We start from the raw sequence: 19891 nt of genomic DNA on the forward strand, positions 1-19891 counted from the left end.
CTCTAACCTGAAATTGCAACCGCCGGGCTCGGTTGCCACTTCGCCGAAAGCGCGCATCTAAAGGTATATATGATTTCGGCCACCAGGAAGTTGGCGCACAGTCTCCCCCGACGAACGCTACAAGGAGACGCGAGATGCCGACGATGCGAGCAGCGGTGGTCGAAGCCGCGAATGGTCCTTTCCGGATTTCTGAATTGGAGCATCCGGTACCCAAGTCTGGCGAGGTGTTGGTTCGCATCTGGGCTAGCGGTGTGAATCCCCTGGATACTAAAATCCGTGCCGGAGCCGCGGCGCATGCCCGACATGAATTGCCTGCGATACTTGGAATCGATCTTGCCGGGGTCGTGAAGGAGGTTGGTGAGGGTGTGACGAGGCTTTCTCCCGGTGACGAGGTCTACGGGATGGCCGGAGGTGTGGGTGGTAATCAAGGATCACTTGCGCAGTACGCGGCGGTTGACGAGCGCCTTCTGGCAATCAAGCCATCGAACATCTCAATGCGCGAAGCGGCGGCACTGCCACTGATCTTCATCACTGCATGGGAGGGGCTCGTCGACCGAGTGAACGTTCAGGCTGGACAATCAGTTCTCGTAATTGGTGCTGGCGGGGGCGTCGGGCATATCGCTGTCCAGATCGCAGTGGCGTTGGGAGCTAACGTGTGTGCCGTCGATTCGGGGAGCAAGGGAGACTACCTCCGCAGCCTGGGAGCAACGCCGATCGACTATTCCTCCGATGACGTTGAGACCTACGTTGCAAAGCACTCAGGCGGCAAAGGATTCGATGTCGTTTACGACACCGTCGGCGGCGCGGGATTGGACGTCGCATTCAAGGCCGTCGCCCGATTCGGACATGTGGTGAGTTGCCTTGGTTGGGGAACTCATGCCCTGGCTCCCCTCTCATTCAAGTCTGCTACCTACTCTGGTGTCTTCACTCTGATCCCACTGCTGACCGGTGATGGGCGTGAGCACCATGGCGATATCATGCGGGAGGCTACGAAACTGGTGGAGGCAGGGAAGGTGTCGCCACGCCTCGACCCGAGGACATTTACGCTCGAGACCGCTGCCAGCGCCCACGAGCTAATCGAGACCCGAAAGGCCAATGGCAAACTTGTTGTTGACCTCGATTAATGGGGGTCGGCCCTGTCGCCTTTCCCCCAACCAAAGAACCTTGAGGAGAATACGATGCCCTTTGTGAACATCAAACTCGTGGATGGTGTGTTTACAAGCACCCAAAAACACGCGCTGGCGAAGGCGATCACCGATGTGATGGTCAAGTTCGAAGGCTCCGAGGCGTTCCGTTCCGTTACCTGGGTTCTGATAGAGGAGCTTCACACCGATGGCTGGCACATTGGCGGGCAACCCTTCGCCGGGCCATCCTCGCTAATGGAAACCCTTGGCCGCTCTAAGGCCGTCTACGAGATGATTGACGGGAACCCGACGTCTCGTGACGAGTTTGCAGCGGCGTTGCCACCCAAGGCCGAGGCCAGCTAGCCGTCAACAGCACATCCATCTCGATTTCGATGGTGAGGGAACGGATACATGACCATCGACTACAACGAGACTACCAATCCTGAGCTCACCGGATTCAAGGGGCGTTGTCCGCGTTGTCAACGGGGACACCTGTTTAACGGGCTCCTGTCATTGGCGCCGTCTTGTGAGGTCAGTGGTCTGGACTATGCGTTCGCTGACCCTGCGGACGGCCCGCATTTTTCGCCATGAGTATCGTGGCCGTTCCCGCGCTTGCTTTCGCTCTGTGGCTCCAACTGACATTCGAGCCCTCGCTCTGGGTACATCTTTCAACTCTACCTTTAACCACGGCAGCATGTGTCGTGCTGTTGAGGCCTTTGAAAGGCTGGCTGGTATGCTCCCAATACTTTCATAAAGCCGAAGAAGGCCACATCGATCGGGACTGGCGAAGTTGAATGGAAGACCTCGCGTCGGCGCGGAGGCAGTCTTGTTCGCCGTCGGGATCACGGTCCGTTCGAACGAAAGGTCCTTTGCTGCTAAACCAGACACACCAGATCTGTTCCACCAAGCCGTCCCGCATGATCTTTTGCGAGCGAGACAAAGAGAAGGACATCCTCGCGTCTGGGTGTATGCAGAACTCGATGGGATTGCAAGGCAAACGGGTCCCGGCCATGATGACGCGGGACCCTGGCCTTTAAGCGATGTCTATGACGAGCTTTCCGTCAACCTTGCCGGCTTCAATCAGCTCGTGGGCCGCCATCACATTCTCAAGTGTGAAGGACCGATCGTCGAGACGCGGCATCAACTGACCACTTTCTGCAAGGCGCGTTGCTTCCCGCATGATGTCCCCGTGATGCTCACGACCTTCGCCAGTGAGTAGCGGAAGCAGTGTGAACACGCCGGAGTATGTCGCCGCCTTGAATGAAAGCGGGGCGAGGGCGTGCGAGCCCCAGCCGAGGCAGCTAACCACATGCCCAAAGCGGGCGACTGCCTTGAACGCAGTGTCCAGGCCAGCGCCGCCAAGGGTGTCGTAGACGACATCGAATCCTTGTCCTTGCGTATACTTGACTGAGTATTCTTCCACTGTTTCTGTGGCATAGTCGATCGGCGTCGCATCGAGGCTCTTGATGTAGTCAGCCTTGCGCGCTACATCGACTGCATAGACATCCGCGCCAAACGATTTGGCAATCTGAACTGCTACGTGTCCGACCCCGCCACCGCCACCGAGGACGAGCACCTTCTGGCCAGCCCGGACGCCCACACGGTCCACGAGGCCTTCCCACGCCGTGATGAAGATGAGCGGTAGCGCAGCCGCTTCACGCATGGAAAGGTGAGATGGCTTAATGGCCAGCAGCCGCGCATCGACGGCCGCAAATTCTGCCAGCGAACCTTGAACGCCGGCTACACCGCCTGTCATGCCGTAGACTTCATCTCCGCGGCGAAACCCAGTCACGCCTACACCGACTTCTTCAACAATCCCAGCAAGGTCGATACCCAGGATTGCGGGAAGCGGATGACGGGCGTGAGCGGCTGCACCAGCGCGGATTTTCGTGTCCAATGGATTTACGCCACTCGCCTTTACGCGGACGAGCACCTGACCTTCGTCCGAAACCGGTGGTGCAATCTGCGCGACGCGGAATTCGGTACCGTGATTTTCAAGAACTAATGCTTTCATCGTGCCCATAGGATTGATCCCTTTCACTTGATGTCAGCACTTTGCTCTGGAAGCTTCCGAATGGACATCATATAGATTGTATGTTGATCATGCATTTTTGAATGGGTCGTAAGTGATGATGGAATGGAGCGACATTCGTCTTTTCCTTGCGATCGCGAGGGAAGGAACGCTGGGTGCGGCCGCGAGAAAGTTGGGCCTGACGCAGCCGACTATGGGAAGACGGCTAAAAACCCTTGAGGCCGCGGTCGGCCACTCGCTGTTCCAGCGCACACCGGACGGGTTTGTCCTGACAGATGAGGGCACCGTCGTAATGGGGCACGCCGAACGGATGGAGGAGGAGGCGATCGCACTCCAGCGCCAACTTGCGGGTACCGAGAACACGTTGTCCGGCACCTTGCGGATATCCTGCTCTGACTGGTTCGGCGTCCATGTTCTCGCCCCCATCCTTGCCGACTTCAGACGTGTGCATCCCAATGTAATCATCGAGATTCTCACTGACGCCAGGCTTTTGAACCTGGCGCGTCGCGAAGCCGATCTGGTTTTCCGGATACGGTCCTTCACCGAGCCGGAAGTCATTTCACGCAAGCTACTGCATATTCCCTATGGCCTGTATGTCGCCAAAGGATCGGACGACCCTTCGCCCGGCTCCGGAGCAGGATTTAGTGTGATCATTATGGACGAGGCATTTGGAAGCATGCCCGACGTCGGTTGGATTAAGAGTCGATTCCCGAATGCGGACGTTTCCATGCGAAGCAATAATCGCGATGTTCAGGCACGGTTATGCGCAGATGGTGCAGGTATGGCCGTTCTTCCGAGGCCGCTGGGGGACTCGATGGAGGGGTTGAAGCGTGTCGACGTGTCGGAGGCTCCCCCTGGAAGGGATACTTGGTTCGGGTATCATCAGGATCTTCGACGACTTCCACGGCTTCGAGCGCTTATTCAGTTTGTTGGTGAGCAAGCGCAAATAATACAGCGCCTATATCGCTAATGCCGCCTCTGCGCGCAGCGGGCGTATTTGAACGCTTGTCAGACCGCGGCCTACCCGCATCCAAGGCGTCCAAGGCTAGATCTGACTGGCCTCGTCCAGCAGGTCGACTCTCGTAGTCCGGGCGGAAGAAATTGCGCGTCGTAGGTCATGCTGCGCGCCTCTCCGGCGACAGACTTTGAAGCCAGTGTTCATGACGAGCCCGCGAATCGCCCGCTCGTGGCTTATGAGGACTGCTGCGAAAACAGGATGCGCTCGACGTCGGACATCTGCGCGCGGTGGATTCGAGCTCGCTTCTAAAAGACAATTCGGCGGACGGCCCGTGATCCGAGCTTCTGATCTGGGCAGCAGCGAAAACAGGTCCGATGGCCGCCGGAAACGAGGCAATTCAAGCGTCCGTTGTTGGACCGAGCGACACCTTGTAGTCTGGAGCAACACATTGGAGATTGGACACATGGCGCTCAGGCGGATGGACAACGTAGGAATCGTCGTCGAAGATCTGGCAGGGTCGATTGATTTCTTTCGCGAACTCGGCCTCGAGCTCGAAGGGCGGACCACGATCGAAGGGGAATGGGCTGGACGTGTCACTGGGCTGGGCGATCAGCATGTCGAGATTGCCATGATGCGCACGCCAGACGGCCATAGTCGGCTAGAGCTCTCCCGCTTCCTCTCCCCGCCTGTGATTGCAGATCACCGGAACGCTCCGGTTAACGCCCTAGGCTACCTGCGCGTCATGTTCACCGTGGACGACATTGACGAGACGCTTGAAAGGCTCCGCACCCGCGGCGCGCAGCTCGTAGGCGAAGTAGTCCAGTATAGAGACGCTTACCGCCTCTGCTACGTCCGTGGGCCTGAAGGACTTCTCATCGGGCTCGCCCAAGAGCTCAACTGAGCGCAAGAGACGACGAACAGCCAGAAGTCACCAATGTCTGCGAGTGCGTCCGAGGCGGGCCTGTTCGGGCCGGCTCGCCCACCAAGGTCACCGTCAACTGCCTCGCGCCCAGCGCTCCCGCCGGCTCAAGGGTTGGAGATCGGGGCAACAGGCCGTTCAAACCTATCGGCAACGCCGTTGCTCGCGAGACTGTCGCGGATCTGCTGTCGAACCCAGTAATTTGCGGCGTCGCTGTCGGAGTGTTTTGCCCAAACCATGTTCACGGGCGGGAAGGTCAATGATACTGGCAACGGGCTGACCTCCAATCCCAATAGCGGCCCGTATCGTTCGGCAATCCGCGCAGGCACTGTGGCTATGACGGGGCTGAGCTGCGCCGCGGACAGAACGGACATGTAGCCTGGTGCCGCTGCAACAACGTTGAGATCCACCCCCGCAATCTCCAGCGCATCTTTGATGCACCCATGCAAGGTTTCATTCTGGGATATAGTCGAATGTTCAGCGGACAGATATTCGTCAAGTCCGACGGGATTAGACAGTGCGATAAGGTCTGGATTGAAGCAACAAGCCACTCCCGTCTCGTAAAGCTTCTCAAACGATCGGCGGCTTGTCAGGGTATAGGTGCAGCCAACGGCAAGATCTATCGACCCGTCCTCAAGGGAAGGCTCCATCGCCTCGTACGGGAAGACGCGCGCGAGTATCTTGATGCCGGGAGCGAGCCGTCGCAAACGCGCCGTCAAATCCGGAATAAGCAAGAGTTCGATTTCCGGAGACATTGCAATGCGAAAAATTCGTTCCTCTGTAGCCGGATCGAACTCCTCGCCGCCTGTCAGCGCCAATTGGGCTTGCCGCAACGCCTTGCGCACGGGCACGGCGAGGCTCCGGGCTCGCGCGGTAGGTTGCATAACCTGTCCGACGCGTATGAATAACTCGTCCTGTAACAGCACGCGCAACGTCGAAAGCGAATGGCTCATCGCTGGCTGTTGGATTTTCAAGCGTCGCGCGGCTTTCGTAACATTTCCTTCAGCCATCAACGCATCGAAAGCGACGAGGAGATTGAGATCGAAGGAGCGAAGATTGAAATGATCGATAGTTGTCATGACCTGCATCGATTTGCGTGCTGATGCCCCGGAACATATTTGCTCTCCAGGTCAGTTCAAGGCCTGAGTTCTGGAAACCTGACAGCATCTGGAGTTTTTTAATGCACACACGCCGTTCGCTTCTCATCAACACAGCTGGATTTGCGGTCGCCGCCGGGACCGTGGCAGCGTTTCCGGCTGGCGTCTTTGCCAAGGCGCCCATCGTCGGCACGCAAGCCGCTGGCTTTTATCGGATAAAGCTCGGCGACTACGAGATTACCGCCCTCTCCGACGGCACGGTGAAGCTGCCGATGTCCAAAATCTACAGAAACATGGATGAAAAGGAGATCGGCACTTACCTGACTGACCGGTTTCAATCGAGCTCTAGCGAAACTTCTGTCAATGCCTACCTTGTCAACATGGGCGGGCGCCTGGTTCTCATCGATACCGGCACGGGCGACCTGATGGGCCCGGCGTTGGGCAAGCTTGCGACCAATATCCGTGCAGCGGGTTACAACGTTTCCGACATCGACGACGTCATTCTGACCCACATCCACGCCGACCACTCAGGCGGGCTCGTTGCCAACGGCAGCCGCGTGTATGAAAACGCCGTCCTACATGTCAACCAGCGAGAGGCCAAGTTTTGGCTAAACGCAGATCCCAAGGCTAAAACAGACAAGGTGCTCGGCCCGCAGATCGCTCAGGCTGAGAAATGTGTCGGCCCCTATGTCGACGCCGGCAAATTTGAAACCTTCGATGACAATGGTACGCCTGTTGCCGGTTTTGGAACAATCCTGCTGGCCGGTCATACACCTGGTCACAGCGGTATCGTCGTGGAGAGCAATAGCGAAAAGATCGTGTTCTGGGGTGATATCGCCCATGGCGATGTTCTCCAGTATGATCATCCGGAAGTGACTGTCGAATTCGACGTGGATCAGAGCGCAGCAGCATCGACCCGGGCAGCCGCGTTCGCCGAAGCCGCTGATCAGCGGTATTTGGTCGCCGGTGCCCATCATGCGTTTCCTGGGATCGGCCACGTTCGTCGGGATGAGAGCAATTATGACTGGGTACCGCTGGTCTATCGTGCCCAGTACTAACGCTGTCAGACCCTGCCAGGTGGGCACGGCTTTATCGAAAAACAGACCGCCATTCACAACGAAAGTTGTGGATGGTGTTTCGTTAGCTGCAGAGCCCAGTCCCACAGTGGTCTGTTTGGGCTTTTGTCGGCATCATTCGGTTCGAAGTCTAATTGTGACGGGTGGATCGTTGGAGAAATGGGCAATGGTTCGAGAGCAACGTTCTACCGCTTACCCCGGAGTTCCCGCAGTTATCGGCACATGACCTGCCTTGTGATCCCTGAGGGGTGAATTTCTTTCCCGGCTCATGAAACCAAATACTTCATGTCAGCATTGAGAATGTCATGGGCGGACTAGTGAAACGAGGGGCAATCCAAGAATGCTCGCTCGTCAAGGACCTGCCGCTGAATCTTCATCCAGCTGCGACTAGAGCCTCGGCGGTTTTGAACCGCCCCAGGTTTCTGGACCAGCGTGCCAGGCTACCCCATGCTCTGCCGCCTTTGAACTCATCGAGGCGATCACGCCGAAGCCTTGTATGCGATTACTTAATCTGCACATCGAATGGACAAGCTCTCTGCTCACGTGCCGGATTTTCCGGCAATCCGGTCTCCTGGCATAGGGTTCGAGCGCGCCGCAGCCAGGATGTTGCCGCCTGGCCCGGCTTTTGCTTTCCTCCTTCTGAAGCACGAACTCAAGGATTGGGCAGACGATGTGGAATGGATTGTTGCTATCGCTGTTGCTGAGCGTTTCGATAGGGTTCAGTGTCAAGGGAGCGACTTCCGGATTGAACGAACAGGTTGAGGAGGCGCGCGGTAACGCGGTGCGGACAACGGTCCACACATCCGTCGGCCTGACTGCGCTCGGCCTGGTGTTCAGCTATCAAGGCCTCTGGCTTGGCGTCGCGGCGGTGTTGTTTGGGATCGGGCTTTCGCTCGTGGCCGCCCGACTGGTTTCGCAGACGGTCTCGCTCGTCATCTCGACTGTGGCTCTCTGCTCCTACCTTCACCTGGCGGGCCCGTTAGTTTTAACCGTTTGACCGCCGGCCGGAGAACCGGCGCGACTTCGAGCACTGACCTCATGTTCGCAACCGCGTCCTCACCTCGGTCACGACCGCGTTCATGGCAATGTCGTGCCATTGCGGACGGATACTCTCCATCTTCTGCAATTCGAACCCCACCCCGATCACAAGGGGCTTTGGTGTGAGACCGGCGAGTGTACGGTCATAATAACCGCCGCCATAGCCCAGACGGAAACCGCCTTCGTCGAAACCCACCACAGGTGCGATCACGATCGAGGGTTTGATATCCTGCCCGGCGGCCGGTATCGGTATGCCCCACACGCCCCTTTCCAGCGGTTCACCCTGTCGCCACGATCGAAAGCTTAATGGCTGCGCTTTTGCGGCAACCACCGGCAACAGGCAGTTGGCGCCACGGGCAACAAGCGCGTTCATCCAGGGACGTAGATCCGGTTCGCCCCGAAACGGCCAGTAAAGAGCGATCGCCTTGCCTTCAACGTCGGGCAAGAGTGCATCAATCGTTGCTTGGATAGCCTGCGTCCACGTGGCGCGTTCCGCGGCAGATCGTGTTTGTCTTGCATTGATGAGCACTTGACGCTGTTGGTGGCGCCAAACATAGGTCGAAGCTGGGTTTGCCTGCTCGAGTCCCATATATGCAGCATCTACCTCGCTCATGAGACATGGGGGAGACGAATAGGTCGGCGGAATGTCGTCCTCATTGTTCCGGTTCATGATCGTCTGCCTTTCTCCTGATCTCGCGAAGTTTCGAAATTCAGTTCCTGCGGTCGCCTTGATTATCATTCCGATTTCAAGAACAATAGGGCAGTTTCATTCTTCTTGCAGGCTAAAATGGACTTCACGAGCCTTGAAATCTTTCTCGCTGTCGCCGAGCATGCCAGCGTGACGCGCGCTGCCGTCGCGGCCGAACGCGCGCCTTCCAACGTGACGAACCGCATTCGCGCACTTGAGGAAGAGCTGGGCGTTGAACTCTTCAGTCGCGAAGGCAAGAAGATGACCCTCACGCGGGATGGCCGCCTGTTTCGCTCATATGCCTGCCGTCTGATTGCGCTTGGGAAGGAGGCACGCAGTGCGTTGAACCCGACGCGCATGCCAAATACGCTCCGTCTAGGCACTATGGAAAGCACGGCTGCCGCGCGCCTGCCCCTGGTGCTGCAGGCGTTCAACCTGGCTCACCCGGATATCTCCGTGCGGTTGACAATGGGATCGTCAGAGGAATTGACCCGGGCCGTCCTCGCCGAGGAAATCGACTGCGCGTTGATCGCACGGATGCCGATCGACATTGTCGATGCGCCGTCAGACCTGCCCGGTGATCTTGACGCTGAGCCGATATACCGGGAAGAAGTTCTCATCGTGCTGCCGGCGTCCCACCCGCCGATCGCGACGGTTGCGGACGTGCGCGTTGCTTCCCTTGCGGCGCTTGAGCCCGGCTGCACCTACCGGCGCATGGCGGAGAAATGGACCAGGTCAGCCGGATCGATTACAACCACGGAAGTCTCTTCATATCATGCGATTTTGGCGAGCGTCGCGTCCGGCGACGCGATCGGCGTGGTGCCGAGATCCGTATTTGATCTCATGGACTGGGGGGCGGTCAGGATATACCCGTTGCGCGATGTTGAGACGTTGCTTGTGAGCCGCAAGGACAGACGCTCTCCGGCGGTCGAGATCCTGCATCAAGCGATGCTGGCCAATCTCGGCTCATACGCACACTGACCTTCTCGGCTGGCAGCCGGCTGGACCGATTCTTACATGCACTGCCAAAAACGGAAACTTCCATGGACGCTTCACCCAACATCGTGCCTCCTTCAAAGCCGCCCCGCCGTTTCTTTGTGCCAATTCTCGCCGGGGCGACACTGCGCGAGCGCCTTGTTGGCTGCCTCGGGGCGCTCGTTGGTATTCTGCTGACCGGCATGATCAGCGGCAGCGTCTTTGGTGGCGGTGCCAGTCTTCCTCTGATCGTGGCGCCCATGGGTGCATCCGCCGTTCTCCTGTTCGCCGTGCCGGCCAGCCCGCTTGCTCAACCCTGGTCGATTATCGGGGGCAATACGATCTCGGCCTTTATCGGCGTCCTGTCGGCGATGCTGGTGCCCGATCCGCTGATCGCGACGGGTATCGGCGTCGCGCTCGCGATCGCTGTGATGTCGTTTGCCCGCTGCCTCCATCCGCCAGGCGGTGCAGCGGCCCTGACCGCGGTGCTTGGTGGGCCGGTCGTTGCAAGTTGGGGGCTTTTGTTCCCGCTGGTGCCCGTCGCGCTGAACTCCTGCCTGCTGGTCGGGCTTGGCGTGCTGTTCCACAAAGTGGCGAGACGCAACTATCCACATGTTCCGGTGCCCGTTGCAAACGCGCATCAGACGGTTGATCCGCCTTCGGATCGGCGCGGTGGTTTCACGGGCGCAGACGTCGACGCTGCACTCGAAGCGCTGGAGGAAACATTCGATATCACCCGGGACGATCTCGAACGGTTGTTGAGGCAGGTCGAATTGCAGGCTGCGATCCGCGCGACGTCGAATATTCTGTGCAGGGATATCATGTCGCGCGACGTCATCAGCGTCCGGGACAGTGACGACAGCGCGTTGGCGCGCTCGCTCTTGCTCAAGCACAATGTTCGCGTCCTGCCAGTCAAGGACATCGACAACCGGCTCGTCGGCACCGTTGGGCTCAGGGAGCTTTCAGACCCTGACGTCCTGCTGTCGGACCATCTCGCTGTTCCCGTAATCGCCGGCCCCGATGATCGGGCGATGAGCCTGCTGCCCGCCTTGACCAGTGGCACAATTCACGCCGTCATCATCGTTGACAATCATAGTCGTGTTCTGGGGCTGATTTCGCAAACCGACCTGCTTGCAGCCGCAGCGAAGGCAATCCCCGACCGCGAAATTGCGGGCCGAGTGGCAGTGTAACGCCATTGCCGACGGCAAGTCTCTCTCCTCTATTTTTCAGGTCATGCAGTTATACGGCAAACCAGCCGTGGACCCAGCCCGCAGGTTTCATTAAATTCGAAGCACATTGGTGAGCGGAAGTGCGGAGAGCAAATCAAGAAAACATGGCTGCCTGCCGGCCGGCGGAGACGCCTGTCCTTGAATCATTTCTTCCCAAGCGTTCTGCATGCGAGGCACCAGTCACGCCATGGTCAGGATTCGGGAAAAGGATCTTCGGCCTGGAGATCGCTGAGCAGCTCTATCAGGCGCGGCGCCATATCACGGATCTCTATCAGGTGAACGGTACTCAGTCGCTTCAAGACGTCCGCAGCCCGGGTGGTAAGCGCGAGTGTCTGCCGGCGTTTGTCGGCAGGATCGGGCGCACGCGTGACATAGCCGGCTAAGACCAGTCGCTCGACAAGTTCGGATGCGGTGTGCGGTGCGATAAGGAGGCGCTCCGCCAGGAGCCCGACGGTCATGGGTGTGTCCCCACGATCGCCTTTTATGGCCAACAGGGCCTGATGCTGCTGACTGGGAAGCCCTTCCTGGTGAGCAGCTGACGTCGAAAACTCCGAAAACCGGCGCAAGATGTAGCGCAGATTGGCAAGGGCCTCGTAGTCGGCGTCAGTGATTTCATCTCTCTTTTTTTTCACCGTTCGCACCAAAGTGTTCCGCTGGCCTCGTCCATACACGCCCAGGAACAGCCTGCCAACTTCGACTTGATTTATATCGTAGTGCGATATAATAGCGCTGTCGCCCTCCATTCTGCGTCTCAACAGGTCTCTCGATGCCATCAAAACTCTCCCACCCGCACGGACACGATTTTATGGGTGGCATTGCTTGCCGCGAAGCTGGCGATTTCACAACGGACCGGCGCGTGCTTCTGCTGATCGGCCTGGCCCTGATTATCGGTACTGGGGGCGCCCTTGCGGCCTGGCTCCTCGTCAACCTGATAGCCCTAGTGACCAATATCATCTGGTTCGGGCGGGTGAGCACCGAGGAGGTTCGCATTGCCGAGGTCGTCTTCTCGCCCTGGATGGTTTTGATCCCTGTCATCGGCGGGCTTGTCATCGGCCTGATGGCACGCTTCGGCTCGGAGAAGATCCGAGGACACGGCATACCCGAAGCGATAGAGGCGATCCTTATTGGCGGCAGCCGCATGTCGGCGAAGGTTGCCGTCTTGAAGCCACTGTCGTCGGCACTTTCGATTGGCACGGGAGGGCCGTTCGGGGCCGAAGGGCCGATCATCATGACCGGTGGCGCGATCGGTTCGCTGTTTGCGCAGTTTTTCCACTTGAGTGCAGCGGAGCGCAAAACGTTACTGGTTGCTGGCGCGGCAGCGGGTATGACGGCGATTTTCGGCTCACCGGTTGCCGCCGTCATGCTTGCGGTAGAGCTGCTTTTGTTTGAATGGAAACCCCGTAGCTTCATTCCCGTCGTAGTTTCGGTCTGTGTCGCCATAACCTGGCGTCCGCTGTTGTTCGGCAACGGTCCGCTGTTTCCAACTCATTTCCAGACGAGCCTTCCCTGGTGGGGTATTCTCGTTTGTGCGGGGGTGGGTGTTGCCTCCGGTCTTCAATCGGGTCTCCTCACGACCTTGCTTTACAAGGTCGAGGATCTTTTCGAACGGCTACCGATCCACTGGATGTGGTGGCCGGCGCTTGGCGGTCTTGCCGTTGGACTTGGCGGACTGGTGGAACCTCGTGCGCTGGGCGTCGGCTACGATGTCATCGAAGGATTGCTGCATAACAACATCCCGACCTCGACGGTGGTCGCCATTCTCCTAGTCAAGGCTTTTATCTGGCTGATCGCGCTCTCATCCGGTACGTCAGGTGGCGTGCTTGCACCGCTTTTGATCCTGGGAGGCGCGCTGGGATGGCTGCTCGGCCTGGCACTGCCAGGAGATCCGGGGTTCTGGGCGCTCCTAGGTATGGCAGCGATGATGGGTGGGACAATGCGTGCCCCACTCACCGGAACGTTTTTCGCGATCGAGATTACGGGCGACCTTGAATCGCTTATTCCTTTGTTGTCCGCGACGATCGCTGCTTATGCAGTCACCGTGCTCTTGTTGCGGCGTTCCATACTGACGGAAAAAATTGCCCGCAGGGGACAGCACATTACCCGCGAATACGGTGTTGATCCCTTCGAGTCCACGCGCGCCCGCGACATCATGGTCAACACCGTCGACACCTTAGCAGCAACCATGTCCATAGAGGACGTCTGCATGCATTTCGCCTTAACGGACGAAGCGCACCGGACCTATCCGGTCGTGGATGGCGATGGCGCGCTCATCGGCGTCGTGTCCCGGTCCGACGCGCTGCGGTGGCAGCGGGAGCCTGACGTCGGCGTCGAACTGTTGAAAGACAAGATATCGGACACATCGATTCCGATCGGGCACCCCGATGATACCGTTGGCCACATCGCGGATATCATGATTGCGAGCGACGTCGCCCGAATTCCCGTTATCGATCCGACTTCCAGAAGCCTGGTCGGTCTCATCGCGCGAAAAGATCTTCTCCGGCTGAGGCAGACCCAGAAATCTGCTGAACTGGAGCGACGACCATACATCGGAAGGACGTGATTGTGCGGAGACAGCCAGCAATCGCGTTGTGCAGACGCATTCTCGCCAGACACCGTGGCCCGGACCGAGCTGCTTATCATGAGCAGTTCGACCTCGACATCTTCCGCGACCTGGAGAACGCCAATCTTGGCTTCTCCGTCGGGGCGGAAACATCGGCTCGCTCAGGTCTCGATCACGCGAACAGCGGGACTGCTTTTACCTGGGACGAGATCGGCATCGAGGATCTGAAGGGTAAGATGATCGAAGCGCGAGATCTGTTGAGGATTGGCGTCCGAACGAGCGGGATGTGATGGCGGATCATCATTGACACGCCAGTTAATCGGATTCAGCCTCTCACCGGATCTGGGTGACGCTGGTTGAGCGATTAACTAGAAACCGTTCGGAATAACGCCTGATTCGACATTGCAATCAACACGCAATCCCTTGGAGGTCTCATGAATCGCTCGACCCGCTTTGACCTTACCAATGACCTATCTTGGGTACCTGTCGATTATAGGAGCGATGCGCGTAGCGGCGAGGCGTTGGATCCCCAAGTTTATACAGAAGGCTATCTCGCAGACCCTACGGAGTGGCACTGGTCTACCTATGATGGCCCGCCGGAGATCAAACTCAGACGTGTGATGGCCATCCTGGAGCAAGCCCGCCTACCGGAACATGATAAAGCCATTCGCCAACTCGGTGTCGGCCCTTTCGAAGATATGATGAGCCACTGGTTGCTCGATCACCTTGAAGCCTACATGCCCTTTAACGATACACTCCGCCAGGCCCTTGAGGGACTTTACATTTTCAACGAGCCGCAAGCGGTGCAGGACCGGTTAGCGCGAATGATGAAGGCAAGCGAAAAGGCGACAGGCATACGACCAAATAGAGATAATCAAACGCGAAATCCCTGACTTCGAACTTTGTACAAAGACAGGGTGTGTCATCATCCGTGACGCGGACGAGACGCTGGCCGACCTTGTAGCGGCCCACCGCGAAGTTGACGCGGTTCTACCGACCGATGGAAACGGCGGTCGAGAGCGTCGTCCATACCTGGTGCAACACCTTCTCGCTGGTGTCACTCGTCTCGGCCGTTCTTGGTATCGGCTTTGCCCCGGAATGGACGCTTGATCTTCCCAACGGCAATTTCGAACTGAGAAAGGTGAGGGGGGCGAATTCAGGATCGGGCTTGGGTCGCCTGGTCCAATAATGAACCGACTGCCGCCAGAGACGACATTATCGATATAGCACGAGCTCTGGACAGAGCGGGAAGTGATAGGCGAGGTGGCGAAAACCTCGTTGTCTCGGGTCCCTCAATCAAACGGATCGGCTTGACCGGGCTTCCCGGATCCCCGCCGTTGCAATGCTGATCCTCCGAGACGAGGCTTTTATCCGGTCAAATCGCGCGCGAACGGGCTCTGGCTTACGCTGCTGCCGCCGCTCGATCCGCTCATTTCCGGCCTGGGCTGTCAGCGATGGCCCGTCGTTCTACTCCGCTCAAAAGAAGAGATTCGTTAGCCGGCGCCCCGCACGACGCTGCCCTACCGCAGATCGCTTCGAAGTTCGGAAAAGCGATCATCGCAAGGCCTGCTGGACATCAGTTACTCGCCAGAAAGGGCGTTTGATCTCGACGATTTGCCGACCTGGATCGCCAGCCTTCACTCTATCGCGGATGAGCGCAACGAAGTCCGCCTTAACAGCCGGATCAGACAAGAAATAACTATGGCCAATCAACCCGCCGCCCGAAAACTCGATGAAATCGACCAAACCGCCCATCTGCGACCCCGCCCACCTGTTCGCCGCCTCGCTCCTGTCCTTGGGCAGCCTATCAACAGCCAGCTGCCCCAGCCGCAAGGCGCTGCCAAAGAGTAGTGTTGATGCCCCCAACGCTTTGTCACCTGGAGACGAATAGACCGTAAGATGCAGAGGGCCCTGAGGCGGGATCTCGCTTGGCCTTGATATGCTGCCGAAGGCCAGGTCTGGATCCGATACCCACGCGAACATCTTGGAGGAAGCCACGTCGAGATCGATATCGGGAGCGAAAAATACCACATTCGCGATTTTGAAACGCTGCCATATCGAGGATCGGCCAACATAAGCCTCAATGCCGAGTTGCTGGATCACGCTGGCGAGGACATCGGTTCCGCGGCTATGGGCCATGAGGTGAAGTCGCTCGACACCCTGTGTTTCTGCGATGATCCGGATGGCTTTCTTGAGGTCCGCGACTGAAAATTCGCTCGACTCGCGGTCGATATTGTAACCGAAAAATAAGCCGCCGGAGCCTCCCGCGGGCCACGTCAGGACAACGCAAACAAACTGGTTCTGCAGCGACCTGCAAATCTCGCCAGTCGCGAGCGCGGCGTCGTCGAAACTGTTACCGTATCCGTGAATAAAGACCACGACTTCTTTACGATCGGCTGTTGCGAGACGACGAGCGACTTCAGCCTGTAGGGATGCGGCGGCCTGGTCGTGGGCCGCTAGTGCCGCCGGAGGGCGGCGTAGCCCGTTTGCGGTCGCCTCGACGCCGTAGGGTGTCGCCGGAAACCGTCCGGTCTCGGAAAACGCGCTGGCACGTAACCGCTTTTTGCTGCTGAGAGAGCTACGTGTCGGGGTGATCGACACCGAGCCAAAGCTCAAGAAACTGGCCCTTTCGGCACCATAAGCCAGTGCACTTTCCGAAGCGGCTACACGTGCGCGATCGGTAACGTAGAGGAGGTCGAAGGTTTCGGAACTTGCGTGAACGGTCTGAGGGCTTTGCGAGGTGGGAGACACAGTTTTGGGCAGCGTTGCAAGCTCCACGCGCTGCGTTAAACAACCAGCGAGGCAGAAAAGGAAGACGAACACTGCCATGGCCCGCCAAAAAATCAACCCGAGCTGTTCGGAAGAGCTGGTCAACTTGCGGCCAAGCCCACGTTCAGCAACGCGATAGCAGTTTGCCAAATGTTTTCCCCTTCGATTCATTTACGGTGTCTGCGTAAATCCGCTCCGGCGCGCTTAGGTGATCGTAGCTTCGTGAACTGCGGCGACCAGGTCGGCACGGCGACACATGCCTCACACAGCCGCCTCGATTTCTACCGGCTTCCTGGCCAGCGTCATGTTTGCCGCCGCAGCCTCCGCTTCAACAATACCGGCGGCACGAGAGCGAACGGTGACAGCGTTCGAGGCAAGGTCGAGGCCGGCTTCGCGCAATGCAGGAAGAAGGCGTTTCATCGCCTCACGCTGGAGTATGCTTGGGTTGCCGGGCCGCGCGGTGAACTTGAGGCGGACGACGAGAGAGTTTTCGGTCACGTCCTGGATACCCTGCATCTTCAAGGGCACGAGGAACTCGCCGCCGGTTTCCGGGTCTTCGAGCATGGCCAGTCCGACCTTCTTGATGGTCTTGCGGATCTTTTCGGGATCGGCGTCGTGCTCGAATTTGAGTTCGAACTTCACCGTACTCCAGTCGCGGCTGTAGTTGGTCACCGCTTGAAGCTGGCCATAGGGGACGGTGTGCACTTGACCGTTCTGGTGGCGGAGCCTCAGGGAACGGAGCGAGATCCGCTCGACCGTCCCCTTGAGCTTGCCGCTTTCGACATATTCGCCGACGCGGAAGGCGTCGTCGGCGATGAAGAAAATGCCGGAGACGACATCCTTTACCAGCGTTTGTGAACCGAAGGAAAGGGCTAGACCGAGCACGCCGAAGCCTGCGAGCAGCGGCGCGATGTTTATGCCGAGGGCGGAGAGAATGACGAGGCTGGTGACGGCCAAGATGCCACCGAAAATGAGGTTGCGGATGAGCGGCAGGATCGTCGCGAGCCGGCTTCGCTGGTGGGCATCCGTGTCGTCCTCCTGGTCGCCGGGTATCGCGACGCGGACGGAGGGTGAGAAAGCCTCGAAACTCTTCCACAGGAAGCTGCAGATGACCCAGGCAGCCACGATCGCAAGACTGATGCGCTCGAGGACGGCGATCCAGCCGACGGCGCCAGAGGTCTCGTGCCCGTCCATTACCGGCCGCCACAGGCCGATGATGGCATGCAGGCCGATCAGCCAGATAGCGCCGGCAAGCGCCGTCTGCACGCTGCCCGAGATCGCCGCATGAAGCGGCGAGGAGGTCAGCGTGCGGCGGCGCGCGGCGGCGGCTCCGGCTAACGAATGGATCCCGAAGGCCAGGATCGGTAGGGCGAGCAGGATGATCTGTGTGGCGCCGCCGGCAAAGCTCCAGGCGGCGCTGTGCGGACTGCCGGCGACGATGGCGGTCATTAGCCACAGTACCATTGCGCTCAGCGCATAGAATTCCGGCACACCGAAGGCGATGGCGCGGCGCAAATGTCCGGGATTCGAGCCGGCAAACAGCGTGCGGATATCGCGGGCGCCGGCGATGAACCAGTAGAGCTTCACGAATGTCAGCGCCGTGACGCCGGTCAGCAAGCAGCCGTCGATGGCGACCGGGTCTAGTGCGCGCTGGTGGGCAAAGCGCACGCTGGCGCTGACGACGGCGACCATCGCGCCATAAGCTGACAGCATGTTGGCGTGAAAGCGGGGATGGGCGATATCGAGCAGACGGATTGCAGGGCGTGTCGGGGCGAAGAGGAAATGGGCGCCCGCAATATAGGCCGCCGATATCAGCGCGATGGTGACGACAGCGTGAGCCAATTCAGCCGAAGCGGTCCCCCGCCCTAGGAAGACCCTGATGACGCCGTGTGCGACGGTTGCAAGGAGCGCGAGATAGGCGATATCGAAGCAGAGTCTGATCATCGAGGCCCGCACACGGTGCAGCCCGTCGACAACCTCAACCGATGCACCGAAAAGCCGGTTCATGAGGAGGCGGCTGGCCAGTGCTGCGGCGAGGCCAGCCGTGATGGCGCAGAGGGCAGTTGTGGCAACAGAAATCACCGACCATCCCTCGGCATGGATCCCCGCCACGACGTCTGCCATCGCCCCACCGATACCGTAGATGCCGGCAAAACCGATTTGCAGCCCATTGAGAAGGTGGCCGGAAACGCTGTCGAAGGATTCCACTGAATCCGCGGCTTGAAAAGCTGGCAGCGTCCTGGCCGATATCTCATTTTCGTCCGTGTCGGCGGAAGGTGCAATGTGGGGCGTTGTCTCGCTCGTTCCAGTGCCGGGTATTGTCGCATTGCCGGAGCCTGCATTTTCATTTGACTCGTCGCGCCATTCGACAGTCACCGACCCGCCGACTTTTAAGGCGGCGCCCAGCGTTTGTTCGATCTCGATGGCACTCTGATCAGGTGTGAGAATGACGGTGATCGAGGACGGTGGCATCTGGGCCAGCGTCAAATGGGCACTGCCAAGGGCGAAGAGGAGCGCGAGGCTTGCCAGCAACCAACAGCGGCTGAGCGGGCTATCTGACATGAAAATCTAACCCTCGAAAGCCAACTGAACGGACGCAGTTTCGGAAGAGGCGCCGCGCGCTTTTTCCGAATTGTCTCGAGCCGCGCTGCGCCAGTCTGACGTAAGCTGACACAACGTGTTAAAATTCCAATTGTCTGTTGGTATAGGGCGACGCGGCGTGCGTGGCGTCGAGTTTGAGGTCTGGCATTGTCGCGCCGGCAACAAAGGCTCATGCCAGCTGCCGAAACCATTGATGCTGCCCAATCCCGGCTGGTCGAGCAACAACGTGCAATGTTTGATTACGCCCGGCCGCAGGGGCGGGCACGTATGCATAACACCACCAACCTACGTATAGCTCCTCCTTTCGGAGCGCCGGGCATACGATCGCACCCGAGATTAATCGAATATGAAGCAGGAGGAGATATTCATGCGAAAGTTGGCGACTGGCTTGATGTTTGCGGCGCTGATTACACCTGCAGCAGCCTCGGACCAGCCCTATAATGCCAAGGTCTCAGTGGTGTTCGACCAAGCGCTTCCCAACGTGCCAGGAAAGAGCATGCGCGGTGTTCTGGTCGAATATGGCCCTGGTGGTCACAACCCTTCACACACGCATCCCAGGAGCGCCTTTATCTATGCCACGGTAATCGAAGGCAGCATCAAGAGCCAGATCAACGACGGCGAAATCAAGGTATACAAGACTGGCGAAAACTGGGTCGAAGTTCCCGGCGACCATCACCGCGTAAGCGCGAACGCCAGCGATAGCGAGCCAGCAAAGATCCTGGCTGTCTTCGTTCTTGATACTGCCGAAACGGAGCTCGTAACACCGGCAAAGTAGGCCGCTAACGGCCGGGGCCGAGGTGCGGCTCCTCTAGACCGGCGATATAA

Annotated in this window: 18 protein-coding genes and 2 pseudogenes; 14 read left to right on the forward strand and 6 right to left on the reverse strand. The window is 58.6% G+C overall.

The genetic code is table 11. The features are described 5' to 3' along the window. Positions 1-134 precede the first annotated feature (134 nt). The 3 genes and pseudogenes from ASD52_RS05250 to ASD52_RS36870 all read left to right on the forward strand — a co-directional run bounded on the left by ASD52_RS05250 (position 135) and on the right by ASD52_RS36870 (position 1918). Complete coding sequence (locus ASD52_RS05250) at positions 135-1124, forward strand: zinc-dependent alcohol dehydrogenase family protein (protein WP_057209184.1); 990 nt, start codon at positions 135-137, stop codon at positions 1122-1124. Positions 1125-1178: 54 nt separating this feature from the next. Beyond that, the gene (locus tag ASD52_RS05255; protein ID WP_025431004.1) at positions 1179-1487 is read left to right on the forward strand and encodes a 4-oxalocrotonate tautomerase family protein; all 309 of its coding nucleotides are present in this window, start codon (positions 1179-1181) and stop codon (positions 1485-1487) included. A gap of 48 nt (positions 1488-1535) precedes the next feature. After that, a pseudogene (locus ASD52_RS36870) lies at positions 1536-1918 on the forward strand (DUF983 domain-containing protein). Positions 1919-2157: 239 nt separating this feature from the next. Here the strand turns inward: ASD52_RS36870 and ASD52_RS05260 are convergent. Next, positions 2158-3147 carry a zinc-dependent alcohol dehydrogenase family protein gene (locus tag ASD52_RS05260; RefSeq protein ID WP_199196999.1) on the reverse strand — a complete coding sequence of 330 codons (990 nt, stop codon included), beginning with the start codon at positions 3145-3147 and terminating at the stop codon, positions 2158-2160. A 109-nt stretch (positions 3148-3256) separates the two neighbouring features. On the opposite strand from ASD52_RS05260, the gene ASD52_RS05265 reads away from it, so the two are divergent. Both ASD52_RS05265 and ASD52_RS05270 read left to right on the forward strand, forming a co-directional pair. Beyond that, on the forward strand, positions 3257-4126 hold the full coding sequence (locus tag ASD52_RS05265; RefSeq protein WP_057209210.1) for a LysR family transcriptional regulator: 870 nt from the start codon (positions 3257-3259) through the stop codon (positions 4124-4126). A gap of 451 nt (positions 4127-4577) precedes the next feature. Continuing rightward, entirely contained in the window at positions 4578-5015 is a 438-nt protein-coding gene (locus ASD52_RS05270) for a VOC family protein (RefSeq protein ID WP_057209180.1), read from the forward strand. A gap of 125 nt (positions 5016-5140) precedes the next feature. Here the strand turns inward: ASD52_RS05270 and ASD52_RS05275 are convergent, their stop codons facing one another. Continuing rightward, a complete protein-coding gene (locus ASD52_RS05275; protein WP_057209208.1) occupies positions 5141-6112 on the reverse strand; it encodes a LysR family transcriptional regulator in 972 nt (323 codons plus the stop codon). 101 nt (positions 6113-6213) lie between these two features. Between ASD52_RS05275 and ASD52_RS05280 the strand changes: the two genes are divergently transcribed. Both ASD52_RS05280 and ASD52_RS05285 read left to right on the forward strand, forming a co-directional pair. Beyond that, entirely contained in the window at positions 6214-7188 is a 975-nt protein-coding gene (locus ASD52_RS05280; RefSeq protein WP_057209177.1) for an MBL fold metallo-hydrolase, read from the forward strand. A gap of 763 nt (positions 7189-7951) precedes the next feature. Further along, the gene (locus ASD52_RS05285; protein ID WP_146160879.1) at positions 7952-8203 is read left to right on the forward strand and encodes a hypothetical protein; all 252 of its coding nucleotides are present in this window, start codon (positions 7952-7954) and stop codon (positions 8201-8203) included. A gap of 39 nt (positions 8204-8242) precedes the next feature. Here the strand turns inward: ASD52_RS05285 and ASD52_RS05290 are convergent, their stop codons facing one another. Continuing rightward, on the reverse strand, positions 8243-8983 hold the full coding sequence (locus ASD52_RS05290; protein WP_347369215.1) for a 5-formyltetrahydrofolate cyclo-ligase: 741 nt from the start codon (positions 8981-8983) through the stop codon (positions 8243-8245). 48 nt (positions 8984-9031) lie between these two features. Here ASD52_RS05290 and ASD52_RS05295 point away from each other — a divergent pair, with 48 nt between their 5' ends. Both ASD52_RS05295 and ASD52_RS05300 read left to right on the forward strand, forming a co-directional pair. Further along, the gene (locus tag ASD52_RS05295; RefSeq protein ID WP_057209172.1) at positions 9032-9913 is read left to right on the forward strand and encodes a LysR family transcriptional regulator; all 882 of its coding nucleotides are present in this window, start codon (positions 9032-9034) and stop codon (positions 9911-9913) included. A gap of 62 nt (positions 9914-9975) precedes the next feature. Next, complete coding sequence (locus tag ASD52_RS05300) at positions 9976-11097, forward strand: HPP family protein (RefSeq protein WP_057216286.1); 1122 nt, start codon at positions 9976-9978, stop codon at positions 11095-11097. A 230-nt stretch (positions 11098-11327) separates the two neighbouring features. On the opposite strand, the gene ASD52_RS05305 is transcribed toward ASD52_RS05300, so the two are convergent. Next, on the reverse strand, positions 11328-11747 hold the full coding sequence (locus ASD52_RS05305) for a helix-turn-helix domain-containing protein (protein WP_244494682.1): 420 nt from the start codon (positions 11745-11747) through the stop codon (positions 11328-11330). Between the two features lie 155 nt (positions 11748-11902). Between ASD52_RS05305 and ASD52_RS05310 the strand changes: the two genes are divergently transcribed. The 4 genes and pseudogenes from ASD52_RS05310 to ASD52_RS05325 all read left to right on the forward strand — a co-directional run. Further along, complete coding sequence (locus tag ASD52_RS05310) at positions 11903-13696, forward strand: chloride channel protein (RefSeq protein WP_057223507.1); 1794 nt, start codon at positions 11903-11905, stop codon at positions 13694-13696. Positions 13697-13698: 2 nt separating this feature from the next. After that, positions 13699-13986 carry a hypothetical protein gene (locus ASD52_RS05315; protein WP_057223509.1) on the forward strand — a complete coding sequence of 96 codons (288 nt, stop codon included), beginning with the start codon at positions 13699-13701 and terminating at the stop codon, positions 13984-13986. A 144-nt stretch (positions 13987-14130) separates the two neighbouring features. Then, positions 14131-14589 carry a hypothetical protein gene (locus tag ASD52_RS39230; protein ID WP_063963334.1) on the forward strand — a complete coding sequence of 153 codons (459 nt, stop codon included), beginning with the start codon at positions 14131-14133 and terminating at the stop codon, positions 14587-14589. Between the two features lie 125 nt (positions 14590-14714). Beyond that, positions 14715-14946: pseudogene (locus tag ASD52_RS05325) on the forward strand (LysR family transcriptional regulator); the annotation flags it as partial. Between the two features lie 304 nt (positions 14947-15250). Here the strand turns inward: ASD52_RS05325 and ASD52_RS05330 are convergent. Then, positions 15251-16525 carry an alpha/beta hydrolase gene (locus tag ASD52_RS05330; RefSeq protein ID WP_347369217.1) on the reverse strand — a complete coding sequence of 425 codons (1275 nt, stop codon included), beginning with the start codon at positions 16523-16525 and terminating at the stop codon, positions 15251-15253. A 201-nt stretch (positions 16526-16726) separates the two neighbouring features. Continuing rightward, complete coding sequence (locus ASD52_RS05335; protein ID WP_057216279.1) at positions 16727-19027, reverse strand: mechanosensitive ion channel family protein; 2301 nt, start codon at positions 19025-19027, stop codon at positions 16727-16729. Positions 19028-19433: 406 nt separating this feature from the next. On the opposite strand from ASD52_RS05335, the gene ASD52_RS05340 reads away from it, so the two are divergent. Further along, positions 19434-19841, forward strand: coding sequence for a cupin domain-containing protein (locus tag ASD52_RS05340; RefSeq protein WP_057209199.1), 408 nt, complete (start codon positions 19434-19436; stop codon positions 19839-19841). Positions 19842-19891 lie beyond the last annotated feature (50 nt).

The organism is Ensifer sp. Root142 (genome assembly GCF_001426785.1).
In the GTDB taxonomy this organism is placed as follows: domain Bacteria; phylum Pseudomonadota; class Alphaproteobacteria; order Rhizobiales; family Rhizobiaceae; genus Ensifer; species Ensifer canadensis.